Genomic DNA, 21,967 nt, shown 5'->3' on the forward strand with positions numbered 1-21,967 from the left:
CGCGGTTAATAAAGGCGCACAGCGGCCAACGGCGGGCCAAGAGAAAAGAACCGGACATGCACGCTACGGTTGTACGCGATGAAGCGAGACAACTCTTCGTGAGCGAGCCAGACCATGCGTCGGATGCGGCCGACGCATGCCCGACGGACAATTCTGCGGCCCGCACCGCGCGAATCGCGGAATCACGCGAGCTGGCAGTGATCCTCGCGGACGTCGCCGGTGGCGACCAGAGCGCCTTCGCCGAGTTCTACGACCGAACCAGCTCCCGTGTGTACGGCATGGTTCTTCGTGTACTCCGTGATCCAGGTTTCTCCGAGGAAGCGGTCCAAGAGGTCTACCTCCAAGCCTGGAAATCAGCCGACAGCTTCGACCCCGCCAAGGGGTCCGCGCTCTCCTGGCTCCTGACACTTGCCCACCGGCGCGCAGTGGATCGCGTGCGCTCCGAACAGTCGAGTTCGGATCGACAGGCTCTCTACGACACCACCAATGCCACTCCCGAATTCGACGTCGTCAGCGACGAAGTGACACGAAGAGACGAGCATCGTGCTGTCACCGACTGTCTCGAAACGCTGACGGACACTCAGCGCCAATCGGTGACTCTCGCCTATTACGGCGGCCGAACGTACCGCGAGGTGGCCGAAGATCTCGGCGTGGCGATTCCCACGATCAAGTCGCGAATTCGCGACGGACTACTGCGCCTACGTGGATGTTTGGGGGTGATGTGAGATGGACGAAGAGCTGATCGACTACGCGTACGCCTACGCGATCGATGCGTTGGACCTCGACGAGCGCCGTGAGGTCGACAAACGACTTGCCGCTTCGGACTCCGCGACCCACGCCGAATTCGACGCCCAGGTCCGGCTCACCGCCGAAACCATGGCCGCGATGACCGTCGTCGACGCCGTCGAGCCCCCGCCGTCGCTGCGCAGCAGCGTCCTTGCCTCGATCGCAGAGCAGGCCGCTGCTCCCAATGCCCCCGTTTCGCTGGCCGAGCGCCGTAACCGTCGACGCCCGTGGACCGTGGCTCTTGCGGCGGCCGCCGCAGTCGCAATCCTGGTCGGCGGCATCGGAATCGGACGCACGCTGTCCGACAACACGCCGCCGCAGAACGCCGCGTCCGAAATCATGGCAGCACCCGACGTTCATGCCACGACGCGTGACATCCCGGGCGGCGGTAGTGCCACGACGCTGTTCTCGCCCTCCGAAGACGCCGCAGTCCTCGTGATGAACGATGTGACTCCCCCGAGTCCGGATACCGTCTACCAGATGTGGCTGGTGCCGGGCGACACCGACGACACCACGATGATCCCGATGGGGACGATGGCTCCGGGTGACGTCAAACCCACTACTCAGGTGGTGCTCGACGGCATCGGTCCGAATACGAAGTTGGCGTTCACTGTCGAACCGCCCGGCGGATCGCAGCAGCCGACGAGCGAGCCGTTCGCAACGATCCCGCTCATCTGATCGCCAGACGAAAAAAGATCCCCCACCGGAATCCGGTGGGGGATCTCTTCTTTGTCGAAACTACGAGCAGCGAGTCAGTGGCTGTGACCGTGTCCGGTGTCGGCAACTTCCTCGGTCGGCTTCTCGACGACGGCGCTCTCGGTCGTGAGGATCATGCGCGCGACGGAAGCGGCGTTGACCACTGCCGAGCGAGTGACCTTGACCGGGTCGACGACGCCGTCGGCAAGCAGGTTGCCGTAGGTGAGGGTGGCAGCGTTGAAGCCTTCGCCCTTGGTCATCTCGGCGACCTTGCTGACAACGACGGAACCGTCGATGCCTGCGTTGCTGGAGATCCAGAACAACGGGGCGTTGAGGGCTTCGCGGACCACGGCAACGCCGGTGGCCTCGTCACCCGTCAAGCCGAGGTTCCCGATCAGAGCCGTACCGGCTTGAACGAGAGCCGATCCGCCACCGGGGACGATGCCCTCGGAAACTGCTGCCTTGGCTGCGTTGACCGCATCCTCGACGCGGAACTTGCGTTCCTTCAGATCGGTTTCGGTGGCTGCGCCGACCTTGATGACGGCCACGCCGCCGGACAGCTTCGCCAGACGCTCTTCGAGCTTCTCGCGGTCCCAATCCGAATCGGTGTTCTCGATCTCGCGACGCAGCTGCGCAACGCGGGTCGCGATGTCGTCAGCGGTGCCTGCACCGTCGACGATGACCGTCTCGTCCTTGGTGACGACAACGCGGCGAGCGCTGCCGAGCAGCTCGAGGCCGGCTTCCTTGAGCGAGAGGCCGACGTCGGTGTTGATGACGGTGCCTGCCGTGACGACTGCGAGGTCGTCGAGGAATGCCTTGCGACGATCACCGAAGAACGGCGCCTTGACGGCGACGGCCTTGATGGTCTTGCGGATGGAGTTGACCACGAGGGTGGAGAGAACTTCACCCTCGACGTCCTCGGCGATGATCAAGAGCGGCTTGCCGGATTCGGCAACCTTCTCGAGCAGCGGAAGGAAGTCGGGAAGTGAGCTGATCTTCTCGCGGAAGAGCAGGATCAGCGCGTCTTCGTAGACGGCCTTCTGCGCATCGATGTCGGTGACGAAGTAGGGCGAGAGGTAGCCCTTGTCGAACTGAACACCTTCGGTGACAACGAGTTCGGTTGCAACGGTGGAGGATTCCTCGACCGTCACGACGCCGTCGGTTCCGACACGGGTGAGTGCCTCGCCGACGAGCTTGCCGATCTCTTCGTCACGCGAGGAGACGGTGGCGACCTGAGCGATCGACTTCTCGCCCTCGACGGGGGTGGCTGCGGCGAGCAGTTCCTCGACGACCTTGTCAGCTGCGGCGTTGATGCCGACGCCGAGAGCCATCGGGTTCGCGCCCGCTGCGATGTTCTTGAGTCCGCCGCGGACGATGGCCTGGGCCAGAACGGTCGCGGTGGTGGTGCCGTCGCCGGCAACATCGTTGGTCTTGGTGGCGACGCTCTTGACGAGCTGTGCGCCGAGGTTCTCGAAGGGATCTTCGAGCTCGATCTCACGGGCGATGCTCACACCGTCGTTGGTGACGGTGGGGCCGCCGAATGCCTTGGCGAGCACGACGTGGCGTCCACGCGGGCCCAAGGTCACCTTGACGGCGTCGGCAAGCTTGTCGACTCCGGCTTCGAGAGCGCGGCGTGCGGTCTCGTTGAACGCAATTTGCTTGGACATCTGTTCTGTCAGCTCCTGAATCTTCGGGGCGTGAACGCATTCCGCCCCGGGATCCTGGGTGGACTCCGGGGCGGATCACGTGTGTCTTACTTGGAGACGACAGCCAGCACGTCGCGTGCCGACAGGATCAGGTATTCCTGGCCGGCGTACTTGATCTCGGTTCCGCCGTACTTGGAGTAGATGACCGTGTCACCCTCCTTGACGTCGACCGGGATGCGGTTGCCCTGCTCGTTGACGCGGCCTTCGCCGACTGCAACGACGGTGCCCTCCTGGGGCTTTTCCTTGGCTGTGTCAGGAATGACCAGGCCGGAAGCCGTCGTCGTTTCAGCCTCGTTGGCCTGGACGAGGATCTTGTCCTCGAGCGGCTTGATGTTGACGCTCGCCACGATGAGCCCTCCACTTTGGGGTATGTGCGTCCGAGGCGATCCTCGGACAGCTGTTTGGGTATGCCGTTTACGGCGCGTCACTGCAGTCCCGTCGTCGCGGGTGCCGGAACTCGATCAGCGCCAATTGGCACTCTATACGTGAGAGTGCCAACCCTCAAGGACTGGGCGCATTTTTCTCTTCGTCCAGAGCGAAACAGGACAGCCGTCCACCACGTTCACCTATTGTTCACTTCGTGACGAACATCAATCGCCGTAGTTTTCTGACCTTCGCCGGACTCGGCGCCGTCGGCGCGGTCAGCCTTGGCAAGCCGTGGGGCCTGCAATATGCAGGCGCGTCGACCATTCCGACGTCAGGTCCTGGCACCACTCTCGAGTCCGTGTCCACCCCCGTCAGCAGCAGCGGCTACACCAAGCTCACCGCCGGACCCGGTTGGGCGAACATCGTGCGCAGCGAGTTGGCCGAGCCGAAGTCGGGACGCGAGGACCGACGCACCGCGCTCGCCTCACTCGTGCAGTTGACCGACGTCCACATCGTCGACGCCCAGTCCCCCATGCGATTCGAGTACGTCCACCAGATCACCGGCTCGGCGTTCCGTCCCCAGGAGACCCTGACGGCGCACGGGCTGATTTCACTTGTCCGCCGGGTCAATTCGATCGGCAGTGGCCCGCACACGTCGCGACCCTTCGATGCCGTCGTCACCACCGGCGACAACACGGACAACAAGGAATTCGCCGAACTCGACTGGTTCCTCACCTCACTCAACGGCGGAACCGTCGTCGCCAACACCGGTGCCAAGGACCGCTACGAGGGTGTACAGAACTCGGGTGCCGATCTCTACTGGAACCCCGAGTCACCGATGCTCGACATGTACAAGAAGGCCGGATTCCCGGAGATCCCCGATTTCTTCGGTGCCGCTTTCACGCCCGTGTCGAGCCCCGGCCTGAACACCCCTTGGTACTGCGTGTTCGGCAACCACGACGATTCGGTGTCCGGCACGGTGCCCAGCGGCATCCCGCCGCTCGAAGCGATGTACACGGGATCTCTCAAATTCGAGGTGCCTGGTTCACCGGAGCAGGCCAAGCAGATCGACGTCGCCACCAAGTTCGATCCCAGTGCGATACCCGGAATCCTGTCCGCCTTCACGACGCCGCCGCGCCAGGTCACCCCCGACCCGTCGCGCGCGCCGTTCACACCGCGACAGTTCATCGCCGCACATCTTGATCCCGCGCACACCGGTCCCGGCCCCGTCGGACACGGTTTCGCCCCCGACGCCGGCGAAACCGGTATCGGTTACTACTCGTTCGAGATCGCACCGGGCGTCGTCGGCATCAGCATGGACTCCACCAACCGCGCGGGCCTCGTCGACGGTTCGCTGGGCGCCGCTCAGTTCCAGTGGATCGAGAACACCCTGCGCGCCGGCAGCAGCACCTACTACGACGCCGCGGGCTCTCGCGTCACCGAGTCGCGAGGTGACACGTATTTCGTGCTGTTCAGTCACCACACGAGCGACACGATGGACAATCTCATTCCCGACCCCGAGAACGTCCTCGAGCCACGCCTGCGCGGTTCACAGCTTCTCGACTTGCTGCATCGTTTCCCGAACGTACTTGCCTGGGTCAACGGACACACCCACGAGAACAAGATCACCCCGTGGCCCGGCGCGACCCCCGAGCAGGGCTTCTGGGAGATCAACACCGCCTCGCACATCGACTACCCGCAACTCGGACGCATCATCGAGATCGCGGACAACCATGACGGAACGGTGTCGTTGCTTGCGACGCTCTTCGAGGCGGAGAGTCCCAATTCCGTCGACTACAGCGACAAGTCGGCAGCCGGGCTCGCCTCGCTGTACCGCGAACTGTCGTTCAACGACATCCACCGCGACCCGAAGCTGACGGGTACCGGCGTCGACCAGAACGTCGAATTGTTGGTCCACACCGGACGATGACTCCGATTGCCGCAGTGTCCTAGGTGATTTCAGGTCCGCTCGAAGGCGAGCGGTGCGCTTTCGCCCACGACACTGCGGCAACGACGAATCGAACGCCGAATCCGATCAACACCAGATTGCAGACGATCTGAAGGCTCACGAGCCCCCGGGCAAGGTCCGTCTGCGCGGCGATGTCACCGAATCCGACTGTCGAGAAGACGGACAACGAAAAGTACAGCGCCGCCATACGCGACAGCGGTTCGGTGAAACTGCCAGGGCTTGCATGCTCGACCGAAAAATAGGTGATGGACACCAACAACAAGTACGTCGGCATCACCACCGCCACAGCTTCGACCGCCTGCAGAGATGGCACATCGGAACGCAGAATTCGCCACACCTGCCAGGTGGTCACGGCAAGTACCGCGGCGCCTCCACCGATCAAGAGGAAGATTGCACTGGCGGTATGTACATCGATCCACGGCAGAAAGAAATACGCGCATCCGAAGGCGATCACCGTCAGCGTGGGTCGAAGCACTGCACCACGGATCAGCGCGCGTCGTCGTTCCCGGTCGATGTGGGGAGAATCGCCTTTTTTCCGCATGAATCAATGATCGACAATTTCGCAGGTAAAACCACCCTTTCGGTCCGAAAAGGACGTCACGGAGACGAAAAGCACTGAGCAATCCTCACGAACCTTCTGTAACGTTCATATAACGGCGGTCGATTGAACATTGACCGGTATTGACTGTGAGGAGGTGTGCGATGAGTTGTTCACTGGGAATTTCCACTGGATCTTCCGGTGTCTATTCAGCACTCGTCGACACCGATACCAGCACAAACGCGCCAGGCGCCGTGCCTGCCGAGACTCGCTTCGTCTCGGCGGATCAGGCCAATTCCAACGTCGGTGACCTTGTCAGAGCATCCATCAAGCTGATGACGACGCAGGTGACGGACGGATCTGAAGCGCCGCGCTCGATCGGTGTCAGCTATCGCACGGACGATCAACTCGCGAGCATCAGGTCATCTCTTTCGCGCTCGCCGAAGCAGGTCCGTGCAATCCCCGAGCCTGCCGCCGTACACGCGTATCTCGCCGAGACAGGGAAAACCGAGCGGTACGACACGACAGCTCAGGTGGACGTCGGCGATCAAGGTCTGACGGTGTCCGTCGTCGACCACACCGGTGAAGTTCTGCACTCCGACCGTATAGACGCCCTCGCAGGGGCCGGAATCGACCGGGCATTGGTCGACTTCGTGACGGAGAAGGCGCCAGGGCACTTGCGCCGGTACACCGACGCGGAACTTCTTGCCGCCCGGTGCCATGTCGCCAAAGAGCAACTGTCCACGTCCACCAAGGTGACCGTCGACCTTCCGATCGACGCGATGGCGATCACGCGCGACGAGTTCGAGGCCATCATCGCCCCGGATATCGAGCGCGCCGTCACCTTCATCCGTGAAGTCGTGAAGGGCTCACCGCGGCCCGTCGGTGCCGTTGTACTCATCGGAGGTGGCGCACATATTCCGGCCGTGCGGTCCGCCGTCGCCGCTGCCGTCGACGTCCCCATGGTCGAGATCGTCGAGCCCGAGACTGCGGCAACCAAAGGTGCTGCACTCCTGGCAGATTCGATCACCGCAATTCGTTTCCCGCTGCTGGGCTCCGGAAGTGACCAGCGCTCCGGATCCACCGCCAAGGTCTCGGGAGCGTTGATCGGTGCGCTCGTGGTCGGCGGACTGGTACTCGGTTACGGCGCAAAGGAATTGGTGCCGACCGACGACACCGCGGTCTCGCCCGTCGGAACCGGGTCGACCACGACGACGGTGAGCCCCGAAGCGACACCGAGCACCGGATCGACGATCATTCCGTCTCATGATCCTCTGCCTTCGGTAGCCGGCAGCACGTATCCTCGGTACGGGTATCCCACCACCCCGTTCGACTCGCAGCCTTACGACACGCACTCGTACACAACGCATCAGTACACACTTCCGCCTGCGCCGATCCCGGACACCTCGACGACAACCACGCCGCCGACCACGACAACGACCACTCCGAATTGGCCGACCATTCCCGGAATCACACTGCCCGATCCACCGGCGTGGTGGCCGACGCTACCGGACACCGAGGCGACGCCCCCGGTCGATCCGACCGAGGCAAACCCCGGCGGCGGTCTCGGCCCGGGTGAGAGCGGCGGCGAGAACCCGACGACGCCGGAGACTCCTGGATCCGGTTCCACCGAAACCGAAATCACTACCCCTGGTGGTGGTGATCCGACGACGAAGCCCGGTGAACCGAATACCTCGATGCCCGAAAACGGTCCCGCGACCACACCGGATCGGGAACCGGCCCCGGTCGGCTGATTCTCAGTCGGCCGATTTTCAGTGCATCAGCTGGCTGACGGAGACCGACAGCCCCGGGTCCGTCGCAACACTCAATTCCGAAGGGCCTGCGCCGTTTCCGATCAGGTGAGCGGCCAACGATGCGATCATCACGCCGTTGTCCGTGCACAGTCGAGGTTTCGGAATGCGCAACGTGATGCCTGCTTCGGCGCAGCGCTGCTCGGCGAGTGAGCGGATGCGCGAATTGGCCGTGGCGCCGCCGCCGAGAACCAACGTGTCGACCCCGACGTCCTTGGCTGCACGCACTGCCTTCATCGTCAGGACGTCTGCAACCGCTTCCTGGAACGAGGCAGCGATGTCCGGGATCGAAAAGGTCTCGCCTGCGCGCTCTTTCGATTCGACATAGCGCGCGACGGACGTCTTGAGTCCCGAGAACGAGAAGTCGTGCCGCGAATCGCGCGGCCCCGTCATGCCGCGAGGGAAGGCGATTGCGTTCGGATCTCCCTCTTGCGCAGCAGCATCGAGTGCCGGTCCACCGGGAAAGCCGAGTCCGAGCAGTCTGGCCACCTTGTCGAAGGCCTCACCGGCGGCGTCGTCGACAGTCGTGCCCAGTTCGACAATGGGCTTGCCCAGATCTTCGACGTGAAGCAGGTGTGTGTGACCGCCGGAGACCAACAATGCGACGCACGAGGGCAACGGACCGTGCTCGAGAGTGTCCACCGAGACGTGACCGCCGAGATGATTGACCGCATAGAACGGGATGTTCCATGCTGCCGCATAGGCTTTCGCTGCGGCTACACCGACCAGCAGCGCGCCGGCCAGTCCGGGTCCGATGGTGACGGCCAGCGCGTCGGGCTTCTCGATACCGGCGGCAGCAAGGGCACGGCGCATCGTCGGCACGATCGCCTCGAGGTGAGCCCGCGAGGCCACTTCGGGAACCACTCCCCCGTACCTGGCGTGCTGATCCACGCTCGATGCCACCTCGTCGGCCAACAATTCGCAGGTTCCGTCACTGTTCCAGCGGACGATACCGACACCTGTTTCGTCGCAAGAACTTTCGACGCCCATGACGATCATGCTTGCTGCTCCTCAATTTCGCGGACACCGAGCACGGCAGGCCGTCTCATCGTGTACGCATCTGCCCCACTGGGCTGGTAGTACTTCTTTCGTGTTCCGACGATCTCGAATCCTTCGCGCCGGTACAGCGCGATGGCAGGTTCGTTGTCGGTGCGCACTTCCAGGAACACCGGGCACTGCCGTGAATCCGCCAGAGCCAGAAGCGCATCGAGCAACGCGCCGCCGATTCCGAGTCGCTGAGCCGAGGGATCTGTACCGATGGTGTGAACCTCGGCCTCCATGTTCGGCGACGCCCCCAACAATGCGACTCCGGCGTAGCCGAGGACGTGACCGTCAGGCTCCCGGGCAACGAAGTAATGATTATGTGCGCCTGCAAGTTCCGAGACGAACGCTTGTGCGCTCCAGGGTCCGTCGCCTGCGAACAACGCGCGCTCCAACTCCGCGCACCGTTCGGCGTCATCGACGTTCATCGGCTCGATGCTGTACTTCATCTGCTCTGTCTCACTTGCCACGTTCTGCAAGGGTCTTCGCGTCCGGGCGTCGGAGGTACAGCGGCTCCAGCGGGGCCGGAACCGAGCCGGCCAGGATCTCGCGAGCAGCGACTGTCACCAACCCGGCCGGTGAAGGTGTCTCCGCCGGGTCGACGGGTAGATCGAAGAAGTCCACGTGCGAAGCGGAACCGGCAATCAGCGTCGAAGGCGAAGGATCGACGTCGCCGGCGGAATTCACAGCCGGTCCTTCGACGCGCACTCCGCCGTCATAGCGCGCCCAGTAGATCTCGCGACGCCTCGCGTCAGTCACGACGAGCAGGCTCTGTGTGGTCGGTACCGCAGCCGCGATCGCATCGAGACTGCACACGCCATACACGGGAACACCGAGTGCGTCACCGAAGGCAGCGCCCGTCGCCATGCCGACACGCAGTCCGGTGTACGGCCCTGGCCCGACACCCACGACGACGGCGTTCAAGTCGGCCGGTGTGAGCCCTGCCTCGGCGAGGCATTCGAGGACGTGAGGGGTCAAGACCTCGGCGTGCGCACGAGGATTGACCGTGACACGCACGGCAAGCGTCTCCACTGTGTCCGGTGACTCTGCGTCCGGTGCCACTGGGTCCGGCGACGAAGCCGACAGGGAGACGACTCCGGCAGTGACTGCCGGAGTGGAGGTGTCAATTGCGAGAACAAGCACGATTTCTCAGGGTACCCGCACGTGAAGAACTACTTCCGGCCCGGGAGGGTCACGACGTCTGTGACACGAAACGCCGTTTCACGACGTCTGTGACACCAAACTCCCTTTCACGACGTCCAGGACCAACTCGCAGTCCGCACATCCGATTCGGGTTCCCGATGAAGCTGCACTCGCAGGTGCCGTTCGACGAGCCTTTCCACGACGTCACCACCCCATTCGACCACCACCACTGCATCGGTGAGTTCGGTGTCGAGGTCGAGGGCATCGAGTTCGTCGAGCGCATGCGGTCCGCTGTCTCCCAGCCGGTATGCGTCGACGTGGATCATGCCGACGGGAACTCCGCCGCCAGGGCGGATGCCCGGACGATGCTCACGAGCGATGACGAACGTCGGGGACGTCACCCGGCCCTGCACCCCGAGCCCGGCGCCGATTCCGCGCGTCAACGCGGTCTTGCCTGCCCCGAGTGGACCGTCCAGCACCACCAGGTCGCCGGCAACAAGTCCCGCCGCCAAGCGTCGGCCGAAAGCCTCGGTATCCTCGGCCGTTTCCAACGTGATCTGTCCGGACACGGGAAGTCCCGTGGAGTTCTCAGCCGACATCGGACCGCTCTTCTACCTGCGCTCGCTGCACCAACTTGTCGATTGCGTCCGTCACGATCGCCGGGAACTCGAGCTGCACCAGATGGCCGGCCCCGTGAACTCGCACGAGTTCGGATTCGGGGAGATCGGCGGCGAGACGCTTGGAGCTGATGAACGGAATCATCATGTCTTGATCGCCGCAGATCACGACTGCCGGTGTGTGCGCGAGGACCTCGAGAGAAGCGGACTCGTCGTGCAGTTCCAACGTCCGCAGGAAATTGACGATGGTCACAACCGAGGTGCGGTCGAGCATGCCGTCCGAGAGTTCATGCAGCCGTGGGCTGACATCGGTGCCGTACGAGGCCGCACGCAGGATCGGCGTGATCAATACTCGCGCAGCGCCCCGGGCATGCTGAACTACTCCTGGTGAGGTGCGCACTGCCAACCGGAATCCGTCGATGATCGGATTCTGCAGATTGCGGGTCAGGCCGGTCTCCGCCAGGCCTGCCGCCGTCGTCGCGACCAGCCCCACGCCGATGACTCGGCCCTCGAACCATTCGGGTCGCTGACCGGCGAGCGCGAGTACCGTCATGCCGCCCATCGAGTGACCGACCAGAACTATCGGCCCCTTGGGTACCTTGGCCTCGACGACGGTCGCGAGGTCGCGGCCGAGCTGAGAAACCGTACAACTCTTCGAACGCGGCATGCCCGAGTCTCCGTGTCCGCGCTGGTCGTAGAACACCATGCGAACCTTGTTGCCCCATCGCTCTTCGAGCTGGCGGCGCTGGAAATGCCAGGACAGCGCACTCAGGCAGTATCCGTGCACGAAAACGACTGTCAGCGGAGCGTCGTCCGGTCCCACTTCGCGAACTGCCAGCTCGACACCGTCCTCGGTGCGCACCGTGCTCTTGCGGTCGCGCGTCATGAGGTCGAAGTCCTCGTCCGCGTAGATTTCCCGGCCCGGACGCGTCGCGGTCTTGAATGCGTTCACGCCGGCCATCGAGCCGAGCGCCACGGCGCTGAGCAGGCCACCGAGAATGCTCATCTTTCCTGCAGTCTTCATGACGTCTCTCCCCCGATGTACGTACGCACAGTGCGTCCACGTATCCCGGTCACGACCTCGTAGTGAATGGTGTCGAGTACGTCGGCCCAGGCCTGCGCGTTGGGTTCGCCGTGATCGCCGTTGCCGAAGAAGATCGCGGTGTCGCCTTCGCGAACTCCGTCACCGTCCGGACCCAGGTCCACCAATACCTGGTCCATGCAGATTCGCCCGACAGCCTGGCGACGCTTACCGCCCAACTGCACTTCGAACTTGCCACTCAGTGCGCGAGACAAACCGTCGGCGTAGCCGACGGGAAGCAGCGCAAGAGTGGTGTCGTGCGGTGCGACCCACTGATGCCCGTAGGAGACGCCCTCTCCGGCGGCTACCTTCTTCACCAGAATCACCTTCGCTCGCAGCGTCATCGCCGGTCGTAAACCGAAATCTCCGAGTTCGGGCACCGGAGACAATCCATATATCGCGATTCCGGGCCGAACCATGTCAAACCGCAGGTCAGGACGGGTGACTGTAGCAGCGGAGTTGGAAAGATGAACGACTTCGGGGTCGAATCCGCGAGCGCGGACGTCGGCAACCGCGTCGATCAAACGCTGCTTCTGCATGTCGATGACGTCGTGATGCGGTTCGTCCGAGTGCGCGAGGTGAGAGAACACTCCGCGCAGCCTGATCGTGCCCTCGTCCCGCGCAGTGGCGAGGTCGTCGAGCATCTGCGGCCACTCGGTTCTCGATACGCCGTTGCGATTGAGACCGGTGTCCACCTTGAGCGTCACCGTCGCCTGTTGTCCCAGAACCCGTGCCGCGCCGACGACAGCGGCCAGGTGTCGCGGGGAGGACACGCCGATCTCGACGTCCGATCGGATCGCCGAGGCGAAATCGGCGTCGACGCCGTGCAGCCAGGCAAGGACGGGAGCGGTGATGCCTGCCTCGCGAAGGACCAGTGCCTCCGCGATGGTGGTGACGCCGAGTTCCCGGGCTCCCGCCGAGAGCGCCGTCCGCGCCACCGCAACTGCGCCGTGGTTGTATCCGTCCGCCTTGATGACCGCCATCAACGCTGCATCCCCGGCAAATTCACGCAGAACACGCACGTTGTGCGCGATCGCGTCCAGATCGACGACTGCCTCCGTCTGCGGCCCTACTGCGTCGTCGAGTCGGCTCGCCTTCCCCTCCGCAGGCTCCTTCGGTGCTCTTCCCTGGGCAAGCGTCATGGCGACAATCCTGCCACCCACGCAGAATCGGACACGTGTTCGGGTTTGAACACCCTCAATCGAGGGCAAAAGAGCGAAGCACACGCACCGATTCCCGCAGACCTCCCAGCAGGGGTGAAGCCGAAATCGGTGCTCCGGCGACATCGCTCTGACCGCCGGCAGCGGCGATGTTCGCAGCCAACGCGTGAGCCCGCGCCCCGACGGCCCCGGCTTCGAGAGGGCTCAGACCCGCCGCCAGCAACGCACCGATCACACCGGAGAGGATGTCACCCGAACCTGCCGTCGATGCCCAGGAGCCGCCGGCGTCGTTGACCAGCACCTCACCGCCGGGATCCGAGATCACCGTCGTATGGCCCTTCAGCAGGACCGTGACTCCGAGGCGTGCGGCAAGAGCACGCGTGGCCGCGATCCTGTCGTCGCCAAGAGTTGTGAATCGAGCGAACTCGCCGGCGTGGGGCGTCAACAGTGTCGGCGCGGTCCGGGCTGCGACAAGTTCGGGACGCTGAGCGAGGAGGGTAAGTCCGTCCGCATCGACAACAACGGGTACATCAGTAGCCAGCACCGACGCCAGAAGTCGCGCGGCGTCGTCGTCGGTACCCATACCGGGGCCGACCACCCACGCCTGAACTCGCCCGGCGGCTTGGAAGGTCTCACTCGCAATCACCTCCGGGAACCGGGCGAGCACCTCGGTGGCGCCGTGCCCGGCGTAGCGGACCAGGCCGGCGGTCGCGGTCACCGCGGCACCGGTACAGAGCACGCCCGCGCCGGGATACTGCTCACTTCCCGCAACGATGCCCACCACACCCTGCGAATACTTGTCGTCCTCCGGACCGGGCACCGGCCACAGCGCACCGACCTCCGCCGGATCGAGCGAACCGAATTCGGGTTCGCTGATGCTCAATCCGATGTCCACGAGTTCGACACGACCACACAGCGGAGCCGCGAGTACGTGTACCGGCTTGAGCGCACCGAATGTGACCGTCACATCAGCGGTCACCGACGGGCCGTCCACTGCGCCGGTGTTCGCGTCGACGCCGCTCGGAAGATCGACCGCCACGATCGGTGCATCCACCTGGCCGACGAGATCGGCCGCGTCAGGCCGTAGACCGCCGTGCCCGGAAATCCCGACGATGCCGTCGATCACCAGATCCGGCGACCCGACTTCGGCGGCGACTCGGCCGCCGGCCGTCAAGAGAGCATCGAGGCCCGCCCGATGAGCGCGCGCCGGATCGAGCAACACGGCCCGCACGCTCACACCTCGTTTGCGGAGCAACGCACCGGCCCACAGGGCATCACCGCCGTTGTCGCCCGTACCGACCAGAAGCGTCACCGACCGATGCGCGACCGACCCTGTACGGGAACGCAATTCGTCCGCGACTACTCGCGCAAGACCGTACGCCGCTCGACGCATCAGCACCCCGTCGGGCAGCTTGTCGAGCAGCGGCGCCTCAGCTGCTCGCACCTGATCGGCTGTGTAGTACCCACGCATGTCGGAACCCTTCAGTTGCCGTCGCTACCCTCGAAACCATGAAATCACGTCTTCGCCCGGCAATCGCGGGTCTCGTGCTCGCTCTCGGTCTGGTCGGGTGCAGTTCCGGCACCGACTCCACACCACCGGCTCCGGAAACGACGGCCAGCGGACCCGTGGTGACCATCTCCGGGATGGCGTACTCCCCCGCGTCCATCACCGTGAATGTCGGCGAGACGGTCACGTGGGTGTTCGACGACAACGGAATGGCCCACGACGTCAACGGCCTCGGGGACGCCAAGGGCAAACTCCGCAGTCCGCTCAAGAAATCGGGAACCTACACCTACACGTTCACCGAACCCGGAACCTACGACTACACCTGCACACCGCATCCCGAGATGCGCGGAACCGTCGTCGTCGAGACGCCGTAACGCGCTCGGGCCCCACAGTCTTGCGACTGCGGGGCCCGATTTTCTAGCGAAAGCTACTCGACCGTAACCGATTTCGCCAGGTTACGCGGCTTGTCGACGTCGTAGCCACGCGCCGCGGCAACCTCGGCCGCAAAGATCTGCAACGGAACCGTGGACAGCAACGGCTGCAGCAGAGTCGGTGACGCCGGAATCTCGATCAGGTGATCCGCGTGCGCCGCGGCGACGGTGTCGCCTTCCTCAGCGATGACGATAGTCGTCGCCCCGCGCGCCTTGATCTCCTGAATGTTGGACACCAACTTCGAGTGCAGGACAGCGCGGCCCTGCGGCGACGGCATGACGATGATGACCGGAAGGTCCTCCTCGATCAAGGCGATCGGGCCGTGCTTGAGCTCACCGGCGGCAAAGCCCTCGGCGTGCATGTACGCGAGCTCCTTGAGCTTGAGCGCACCCTCGAGCGCCACCGGGTAGCCGACGTGACGCCCCAGGAACAGCACGGTCGACGCGTGCGCGAACTGGCGCGCCAACGCGCGCACCGGTTCTGCCGTCTCGAGTACCTTGCTGACCAATGCGGGCATCGCTTCGAGGTCGGCGTACTCGCGGGCGACCTCGTCCGGATACTTGGTTCCGCGAGCCTGCGCCAAAGCCAAACCGACGAGGTAGTTCGCGGTCACCTGCGCCAGGAACGCCTTGGTGGACGCGACCGCGATTTCCGGTCCTGCCCGGGTGTAGAGGACTGCGTCGGCTTCACGCGGGATCTGTGCACCGTTGGTGTTGCAGATCGCCAGGACGCGTGCCTTCTGGTCCTTGGCGTGCTTGACAGCCTCGAGCGTATCAGCCGTTTCCCCCGACTGCGAGATTGCGACAACAAGCGTCGAGCGATCGAGAACCGGGTCGCGGTAACGGAATTCGCTGGCGAGTTCGACCTCGACAGGTAGACGCGTCCAATGCTCGATCGCGTACTTCGCCAACAGACCGGAGTGGTAAGCGCTACCGCAAGCGACAACGAACACCTTGTCGACGTCGCGCAGTTCCTGATCGGACAACCGCTGCTCGTCGAGGACGATCTTCCCGTTCTCGAAGTGGCCGAGGAGCGTGTCGGCGACAGCGGTCGGCTGCTCTTCGATCTCCTTGAGCATGAAGTAATCGTGACCACCCTTTTCGGCGGCCGCGAGATCCCAGTCGATGCGGAACGGGCGTCCTTCTGCCTCGTTACCCGCGAAGTCGGAGATCCGGTAGCTGTCGGCAGTGATCACCACTGCCTGATCCTGTCCGAGTTCAACCGCATCGCGTGTGTGCTCGATGAATGCAGCGACGTCGGAGCCGAGGAACATCTCGCCCTCACCGACACCGACTACGAGCGGTGTCGAGCGGCGCGCGGCGACAATCGTGTCCGCATGATCAGCGTGCGTGAAGACGAGCGTGAACGCACCTTCCAACCGACGAACCACCGACAGCGCACTCTCGATGAAATCACCTGCCGTCGGCCCCTGGGCGTACGCCCGGGCGACGAGGTGAACCGCGACCTCGGAATCCGTGTCGCTCTGCAGTTCGACGCCTGCAGCCTCGAGCTCCGCACGCAGCGGGGCAAAATTCTCGATGATTCCGTTGTGAACGACAGCCAGCTTGCCCGAGGCATCACGATGCGGGTGCGCATTGCGGTCCGTCGGACGCCCATGCGTCGCCCAACGGGTATGGCCCATACCGGACGTACCGACGAAGTGATCCGCACCGTACTCGCCGAGCTCCGCCTCGAGGTTGGCCAACTTACCGGCCTTACGCTCGATCTCGACCCCACCGGTTCCGTCGAGAATCGCGATTCCCGACGAGTCGTACCCGCGATACTCCATTCGTCGCAAAGCCTCCACCACAACGCCCAGAGCTGGGCGGTGGCCGACGTATCCCACGATTCCGCACATGGTGACTCAGGGTACTTGGACATCGGCGGTGGGCGCATTTTGCGGTTCCCGCACCTGGTTGCGGCGTCCGCTCCGCATACACGAGGCGGCTCATCGGATAACGTCTTCAACCGTGGCACCGAAACTGAAGACACTGACCCGTGAGCTGTCCAAGCGCGGCCCGCACCGAGTTCTCCGCGGCAACCTCGCCCTGGCCGGACAGCCGGGTGTCGTGTACACGCCGGAAACCGGTTTCAATCTCCCCGCCGTTGCCTTCGCGCACGGGTGGATGGTCGGGTCCCACAAGTACGAGCAGACACTCCAGCACCTCGCTTCCTGGGGAATTGTCGCAGCGGCGCCCGACAGCGAACGCGGTCCGGTCCCGTCACATCTCGGATTGGCTGCAGATCTTCGAGCGACGCTCGACATCTGCGTCGGCGTGCGACTCGGCCCCGGCCAGATCAGCGTCCAACCCGATCGGGTCGCCTTTGCCGGTCACGGCATGGGCGCGGGCGCGGCGGTACTGGCCGCAGCGCAGCGCGGGGATGTCGGTGCGGTAGCCGCACTGTTCCCGGCCCCGACAGCACCCAAGGCGGAGAACTACGCGTCGAAGATCACAGCGCCCGGATTGATCCTCGCCGGCGAAGACGACGTCGATTCCTTGACCAGCAATGCCCGGCCGCTGAGCGTGGAGTGGGGCGGTCCTGTCATCGCACGTACCGTGAACGACGCCCAAGACGCCGGACTGATCGAAGGCCGCCGACTCCTCGGCGCCCTGGGCCTCGGTGGATCCGAGCGCAAGACACAGGCCGCCACACGGTGCCTGCTCACGGGCTTCCTGTTGTTCCATCTGACCGGCGACAAGAAGTACAAGGATTTTGCTGATCCCGACGTCGAGATTCCGCACACGGCGCCGTTGCTGCCGGTCGAACCTCACTCCGACGCGCGGGCCAGCCAGCTGTTGCGTAAGTAGGAGTCCGTACTCGCCACCGACTCCGGCGGCGAGCACGGCGGCGTCGGCGTCGGCTCTGACGCGGATCGCAGATACGGGCCGGCTCTCACGGTCCCATCCGTGTCATTCTCGGCGGATGTCGTTTCGGACGGCGGCTCCTGGCGCGATTCCGCGCTCGCTGCGGCCACTCTGCGCTCACGGAAGTCGTCGAGTTGAGAGTCGAGGGTTCGACGGATCGCTTCGAACGGCGCGTGAACGGACTTCACAGCGGACCAGCTCCGGCCAACTCAGCGCCCGTCTCTCCGTCGGGAGCCACGATCGACTCGTCGGGGACTGTGGAAGGCGGCTCCGGGTCCGGCGCGGGCGAGACTTCGGCGGTGGTTTCGACCGGCACCTCGTGCTCGCGAATCTCAGGGTCGGGAGTTTCGGGCTGGAGTGTCGCAGGCTGGGACGCTTCTTGCGGGCGCGCCTCGTGCAGCGACATCTCCGGATCGGCATCGAGCACTATTCTCGGCCAACCATTTTCGCTCAACTCCAGGGTGGCCGACACAGAGTTCCCGTCAGCACCTGCAACATCCAGACTCACCCCACGACCGTCGGACGCAATCGAGAAGCCCCAAGTGTTGCCGCCGATCGAGAAAGAGACAGGAGCGGCGGCGACACCGGATGCACTCGGCTCGGCGATCGGAAAGGTTGACGTGAACGCGTCTGTCACCCACTGGGTCGCGGCGTCAAAAGCATGACCAACCGCGCTCGCGCACTCCGCACACGCCCTGTCGAATTCATCGCGAGTATCGAGATACGCCGAACGAAAAACCGTGTCCAGCCATGGCGCCGCACCACGACCGGTGGAAGCGACGTGAGTCAGCTGGTCGATCTCCCCCGCACCCAGACCGCCGATCGTCGCCCGGTCGAGGCTTGCCACCTTGAAAGCCTTGTCTGCCAAAGCCGTTCGAACCGTCCGCGCGAACTCGTCGGCCAGCGTGATCAACAGTGGCGCCGAATCCGCATCGGACCGAGCTTCACGCCGCGCCGCGAAGGCATGATCTACGACCGCACCCACGCGGGAAACATTCCACACTGCAGGAAGATTCTCCGCCAGGGTCGTCAGCATCGCGATCTCGGCGACCGAACCGTCCACCGCTGCGGCCATGTCCGACGCATCTCGCATTAGTGCATCGAAATCGATACCAGCCTCTGCGCGATACGCATCCTCGTAGGACGTAAGCATCCGTTCTTCGAAGCCCAACCGAGAGGCCAGGTCGTGAAATCGATCGAAGAACTGCAGTCCCCTCGCACCAGCATCCAGGATTTCGTCAGGACGCACGCGTGAATCACGCAGTGCAAGAATATCTTCGACGCAATAGTAGCTGTTTGGTACTGCCTGTGCGGTACCGCTCGTCCGTCTCATGAGACCGACCCGCTGGAGTCTCGCAATCGCTGCGCACCCTGACCGTCCACCTCAGCGATCACCTCAGCCGAAGAGGAAAGCCGACGCGCCAACGCATCGAGAAGATCCGCACGGCCAGTCAAGCGAGAATTCAGGACCGCCAATGCCGACGCCAACGCGGCTCCATGCTCGGCGTAATCACGGCCCGAAACGGCACCGCTGAATCGCAGACGCCTGATCGGGTCCGCAGAATCGCGCAGAGCCTGGGCCACCGACACCGCTTGGCGTGCCAATTCATCTGTTCCAGCGCGGTCGACATCCACGAGCGCCCCCAAGTTTCAGCGGAACCACTCGCACGTCGAGCGGCCTTTGACTCCTTGGACGCAGCAGGGCGCAATTACGTTCCCTCAAAACGCGAACGCGTAATGAGGGGCTAAACCGAACCGACGATCTCGGCCAACTCGTCGGCCAGCTTCTGCGCGAGCGGAAGTTCGGTGGCCTCGACCATGACGCGGACCAGTTGCTCTGTCCCGGACGGGCGCAGGAGCACGCGACCACCGTCACCGAGGACGCGCTCTGCGTCCGCGACTGCTGCGAGTACCGACGGCGATGCTGCGACTGTCGCCTTGTCCCCGACCTTCACGTTGATCAGAACCTGCGGAAGGGTTGTCATCGTTGCGGCCAGTGCGGATGCCGACTTACCCGTGCGAGCCATTCGTCCGAGCAGCCGGAGGCCGGTGAGAATCCCATCGCCCGTGGTGCCGAACGCCGGCAACACGACATGGCCTGACTGCTCGCCGCCGAGGCTGTATCCGCCCGCGCGCAGTTCCTCCAAAACGTAGCGGTCGCCTACGGCAGCAGTCACGATGTTGATACCGGCCTCGCGCATCGCGATGTGCAAACCGAGATTGCTCATGACAGTCGCGACGAGAGTGTTCTCGACCAACTCACCGGCGTCGTTCATCGCGATCGCCAGAACTGCCATGATCGCGTCACCGTCGACCACCGCTCCGGTCTCGTCGACGGCCAGGCAGCGGTCGGCGTCGCCGTCGTGCGCGAGGCCTAGGTCCGCCCCGTGATCGACTACGGCTTTCTGAAGATTCTCCAGGTGCGTCGATCCGCAGCCGTCGTTGATGTTGAGGCCGTCGGGATCGGCGCTGATCGCGATGACGCGAGCGCCCGCTGCCGCGTAGGCAACCGGTGCGAGCGCGGAAGCAGCGCCGTTGGCACAGTCGACCACAACGGTGAGTCCAGCGAGTGGCTCGCTCGCCGCGCTCGCCAGATGCGCAAGGTACAGCTGAGCGGCGTCGTCGACCGTACGGACGCGGCCGATCCCGGCACCTGTCGGTAGGACGGGCGGTGCAGTGCCCTCGAGTGCATCCTCGATCGCCACCTCGACAGCATCATCCAGCTTGTGTCCACCGGCTGCGAAAATCTTGATTCCGTTGTCCGGCATGGGATTATGCGATGCAGAGATCATGACACCGAGACTGGTGTCGAGCTTTGCCGTCAAGTATGCAACTGCCGGAGTCGGAAGAATACCCACGTCGAGCACGTCGACACCCGCGGAACTCAATCCTGCGGTCACCGCGGCTTGAAGCATCTCACCGCTGGCGCGAGGATCGCGGCCGATCACGGCGGTCGGACGTGCGTCCGAGGTGTCGGCTGTCAGTACGCTCGCCGCGGCAACTGCCAATCTCAATGCAAGATCTGCAGTCAGATCCGAATTGGCAAGTCCACGAACACCGTCAGTACCGAACAACCGACCCATAGAACGACTCCTGAATCCTGTGAACCTCGAGAAGGGAACTCGAGAAGGGAATTTCTCCGAGAAACACAAGAGCGAGCGTCCGGTAACGATGGACGCCCGCTCTTGTGGTGAACAGGTGCCGAAGCAGACCCGTCGGGTCAACCTCGGCAAAGCATCAGCGCTTGGAGTACTGCGATGCCTTACGGGCCTTCTTCAGGCCGTACTTCTTACGCTCGACCGCGCGGGCGTCACGCGTCAGGAAGCCTGCACGCTTGAGGGCCGGACGATCATCAGGGGTTACCTCGATGAGTGCGCGCGCGATAGCCAGACGCAGTGCGCCTGCCTGACCGGACGGGCCGCCACCGTGCAGCAGTGCAATGATGTCGAAAGACTCGGGACGCTCGACGAGCACCAGCGGAGCCTTGATCAGCTGCTGGTGAACCTTGTTGGGGAAGTAGTCCTCCAACGTACGACCGTTGAGCTTGAACTGACCGGTACCGGGAGCCATCCGGACGCGAACGACAGCCTCCTTGCGGCGACCGACGGTCTGGACCGGGCGATCGAGGACGATCGGTGCGAGCGTAGCTGCAGCAACCTCTTCGACGACCTCGACTGCGTCAGAGACAAGCTCTTCCACTGCTTCGATGTTCTCTTCGGACACGTTCTGCTCTTCCGGCGATGTCACTGTGCGACCTGCTTGATCTCGAACGGCACCGGCTGCTGCGCGGTGTGGGGGTGATTCGGGCCCGCGTAAACCTTGAGCTTGCTGCTCATTGCGCGGCCGAGCTTCGTCTTGGGGAGCATGCCGACAATGGCCTTCTCGACGAGACGATCGGGAGTCCTGTCGAGGACCTCACCGACAGTGCGGGACTTCAGGCCACCCGGGAATCCGGAGTGGTGGTAAACGTTCTTGCCCTGCAGCTTGTTGCCGCTGATGGCAACCTTCTCTGCGTTGATGATGACAACGAAGTCACCACCGTCGATGTGCGGCGCGTAGGTGGGCTTGTGCTTGCCACGCAGCAAGTTCGCTGCCTGAACGGCAAGACGGCCGAGCACCACGTCAGTGGCGTCGATGACGTGCCACGTGTGGGTCACATCTCCGGCCTTCGGGGTGTACGTAGACACAGATCTTCCTCGTCTTAATTCATTCCACTGCTGACCATGTGCGTATCGCGTAAACGATCC

22 protein-coding genes are annotated in these 21,967 nt (G+C 63.9%); 6 read left to right on the forward strand and 16 right to left on the reverse strand.

Annotation, left to right across the window (positions count from 1 at the left end; all coding sequences use genetic code 11):
• Positions 1 to 56 precede the first annotated feature (56 nt).
• Together ATN37_RS13835 and ATN37_RS13840 are read left to right on the forward strand one after the other, a co-directional pair.
• The gene (locus ATN37_RS13835; RefSeq protein ID WP_037129124.1) at positions 57 to 725 is read left to right on the forward strand and encodes a sigma-70 family RNA polymerase sigma factor; all 669 of its coding nucleotides are present in this window, start codon (positions 57 to 59) and stop codon (positions 723 to 725) included.
• Position 726: 1 nt separating this feature from the next.
• Complete coding sequence (locus ATN37_RS13840) at positions 727 to 1,464, forward strand: anti-sigma factor domain-containing protein (protein WP_217018632.1); 738 nt, start codon at positions 727 to 729, stop codon at positions 1,462 to 1,464.
• A gap of 74 nt (positions 1,465 to 1,538) precedes the next feature.
• Here ATN37_RS13840 and groL read toward each other — a convergent pair whose 3' ends face one another.
• Positions 1,539 to 3,149, reverse strand: a complete 1,611-nt coding sequence (gene groL / locus ATN37_RS13845) for a chaperonin GroEL (RefSeq protein ID WP_003940715.1) — start codon at positions 3,147 to 3,149, stop codon at positions 1,539 to 1,541.
• Between the two features lie 86 nt (positions 3,150 to 3,235).
• Complete coding sequence (gene groES / locus ATN37_RS13850; RefSeq protein WP_003940763.1) at positions 3,236 to 3,535, reverse strand: co-chaperone GroES; 300 nt, start codon at positions 3,533 to 3,535, stop codon at positions 3,236 to 3,238.
• Between the two features lie 233 nt (positions 3,536 to 3,768).
• On the opposite strand from groES, the gene ATN37_RS13855 reads away from it, so the two are divergent.
• The gene (locus ATN37_RS13855; protein ID WP_007728613.1) at positions 3,769 to 5,484 is read left to right on the forward strand and encodes a TIGR03767 family metallophosphoesterase; all 1,716 of its coding nucleotides are present in this window, start codon (positions 3,769 to 3,771) and stop codon (positions 5,482 to 5,484) included.
• Positions 5,485 to 5,503: 19 nt separating this feature from the next.
• On the opposite strand, the gene ATN37_RS13860 is transcribed toward ATN37_RS13855, so the two are convergent.
• On the reverse strand, positions 5,504 to 6,064 hold the full coding sequence (locus ATN37_RS13860; RefSeq protein WP_007728612.1) for a potassium channel family protein: 561 nt from the start codon (positions 6,062 to 6,064) through the stop codon (positions 5,504 to 5,506).
• A 161-nt stretch (positions 6,065 to 6,225) separates the two neighbouring features.
• On the opposite strand from ATN37_RS13860, the gene ATN37_RS13865 reads away from it, so the two are divergent.
• Positions 6,226 to 7,815 (forward strand): Hsp70 family protein, encoded by a 1,590-nt coding sequence (locus ATN37_RS13865; protein ID WP_042449735.1) that lies wholly within the window; start codon positions 6,226 to 6,228, stop codon positions 7,813 to 7,815.
• 18 nt (positions 7,816 to 7,833) lie between these two features.
• Here ATN37_RS13865 and tsaD read toward each other — a convergent pair whose 3' ends face one another.
• The 7 genes from tsaD to ATN37_RS13900 all read right to left on the reverse strand — a co-directional run bounded on the left by tsaD (position 7,834) and on the right by ATN37_RS13900 (position 14,385).
• The gene (gene tsaD / locus ATN37_RS13870; RefSeq protein ID WP_218695269.1) at positions 7,834 to 8,871 is read right to left on the reverse strand and encodes a tRNA (adenosine(37)-N6)-threonylcarbamoyltransferase complex transferase subunit TsaD; all 1,038 of its coding nucleotides are present in this window, start codon (positions 8,869 to 8,871) and stop codon (positions 7,834 to 7,836) included.
• The gene (rimI, locus tag ATN37_RS13875) at positions 8,868 to 9,362 is read right to left on the reverse strand and encodes a ribosomal protein S18-alanine N-acetyltransferase (RefSeq protein WP_054831463.1); all 495 of its coding nucleotides are present in this window, start codon (positions 9,360 to 9,362) and stop codon (positions 8,868 to 8,870) included. The genes tsaD and rimI overlap by 4 nt, the downstream gene beginning before the upstream one ends.
• 10 nt (positions 9,363 to 9,372) lie before the next feature.
• Positions 9,373 to 10,056, reverse strand: coding sequence for a tRNA (adenosine(37)-N6)-threonylcarbamoyltransferase complex dimerization subunit type 1 TsaB (tsaB, locus tag ATN37_RS13880; RefSeq protein WP_118602439.1), 684 nt, complete (start codon positions 10,054 to 10,056; stop codon positions 9,373 to 9,375).
• A gap of 107 nt (positions 10,057 to 10,163) precedes the next feature.
• The gene (gene tsaE, locus ATN37_RS13885; protein ID WP_218695271.1) at positions 10,164 to 10,655 is read right to left on the reverse strand and encodes a tRNA (adenosine(37)-N6)-threonylcarbamoyltransferase complex ATPase subunit type 1 TsaE; all 492 of its coding nucleotides are present in this window, start codon (positions 10,653 to 10,655) and stop codon (positions 10,164 to 10,166) included.
• Positions 10,645 to 11,697 carry an alpha/beta fold hydrolase gene (locus ATN37_RS13890; RefSeq protein WP_003940782.1) on the reverse strand — a complete coding sequence of 351 codons (1,053 nt, stop codon included), beginning with the start codon at positions 11,695 to 11,697 and terminating at the stop codon, positions 10,645 to 10,647. Before ATN37_RS13890 ends, tsaE begins: the two co-directional genes overlap by 11 nt.
• Complete coding sequence (gene alr / locus ATN37_RS13895; RefSeq protein WP_218695273.1) at positions 11,694 to 12,896, reverse strand: alanine racemase; 1,203 nt, start codon at positions 12,894 to 12,896, stop codon at positions 11,694 to 11,696. The genes ATN37_RS13890 and alr overlap by 4 nt, the downstream gene beginning before the upstream one ends.
• Before the next feature lie 55 nt (positions 12,897 to 12,951).
• On the reverse strand, positions 12,952 to 14,385 hold the full coding sequence (locus ATN37_RS13900; RefSeq protein WP_217018628.1) for an NAD(P)H-hydrate dehydratase: 1,434 nt from the start codon (positions 14,383 to 14,385) through the stop codon (positions 12,952 to 12,954).
• Between the two features lie 38 nt (positions 14,386 to 14,423).
• On the opposite strand from ATN37_RS13900, the gene ATN37_RS13905 reads away from it, so the two are divergent.
• Positions 14,424 to 14,795, forward strand: coding sequence for a plastocyanin/azurin family copper-binding protein (locus ATN37_RS13905; protein ID WP_003940908.1), 372 nt, complete (start codon positions 14,424 to 14,426; stop codon positions 14,793 to 14,795).
• A gap of 53 nt (positions 14,796 to 14,848) precedes the next feature.
• On the opposite strand, the gene glmS is transcribed toward ATN37_RS13905, so the two are convergent.
• The gene (gene glmS, locus ATN37_RS13910; RefSeq protein WP_003940837.1) at positions 14,849 to 16,711 is read right to left on the reverse strand and encodes a glutamine--fructose-6-phosphate transaminase (isomerizing); all 1,863 of its coding nucleotides are present in this window, start codon (positions 16,709 to 16,711) and stop codon (positions 14,849 to 14,851) included.
• A gap of 112 nt (positions 16,712 to 16,823) precedes the next feature.
• Here glmS and ATN37_RS13915 point away from each other — a divergent pair, with 112 nt between their 5' ends.
• A complete protein-coding gene (locus ATN37_RS13915) occupies positions 16,824 to 17,663 on the forward strand; it encodes a dienelactone hydrolase family protein (RefSeq protein ID WP_003941000.1) in 840 nt (279 codons plus the stop codon).
• Positions 17,664 to 17,904: 241 nt separating this feature from the next.
• Here the strand turns inward: ATN37_RS13915 and ATN37_RS13920 are convergent, their stop codons facing one another.
• The 5 genes from ATN37_RS13920 to rplM form a co-directional block, all read right to left on the reverse strand.
• Complete coding sequence (locus tag ATN37_RS13920) at positions 17,905 to 19,053, reverse strand: hypothetical protein (RefSeq protein ID WP_217018626.1); 1,149 nt, start codon at positions 19,051 to 19,053, stop codon at positions 17,905 to 17,907.
• On the reverse strand, positions 19,050 to 19,355 hold the full coding sequence (locus tag ATN37_RS13925; protein WP_217018625.1) for a hypothetical protein: 306 nt from the start codon (positions 19,353 to 19,355) through the stop codon (positions 19,050 to 19,052). The genes ATN37_RS13920 and ATN37_RS13925 overlap by 4 nt, the downstream gene beginning before the upstream one ends.
• A gap of 110 nt (positions 19,356 to 19,465) precedes the next feature.
• On the reverse strand, positions 19,466 to 20,803 hold the full coding sequence (glmM, locus tag ATN37_RS13930; RefSeq protein WP_218695275.1) for a phosphoglucosamine mutase: 1,338 nt from the start codon (positions 20,801 to 20,803) through the stop codon (positions 19,466 to 19,468).
• 154 nt (positions 20,804 to 20,957) lie between these two features.
• Positions 20,958 to 21,467 carry a 30S ribosomal protein S9 gene (rpsI, locus tag ATN37_RS13935; RefSeq protein WP_007728596.1) on the reverse strand — a complete coding sequence of 170 codons (510 nt, stop codon included), beginning with the start codon at positions 21,465 to 21,467 and terminating at the stop codon, positions 20,958 to 20,960.
• Entirely contained in the window at positions 21,464 to 21,907 is a 444-nt protein-coding gene (rplM, locus tag ATN37_RS13940) for a 50S ribosomal protein L13 (RefSeq protein WP_003940842.1), read from the reverse strand. Before rplM ends, rpsI begins: the two co-directional genes overlap by 4 nt.
• Between the last annotated feature and the right edge of the window lie 60 nt (positions 21,908 to 21,967).

Origin of the sequence: Rhodococcus sp. MH15 (assembly GCF_019266045.1) — a bacterium.
Lineage (GTDB): Bacteria > Actinomycetota > Actinomycetes > Mycobacteriales > Mycobacteriaceae > Rhodococcus_F > Rhodococcus_F qingshengii.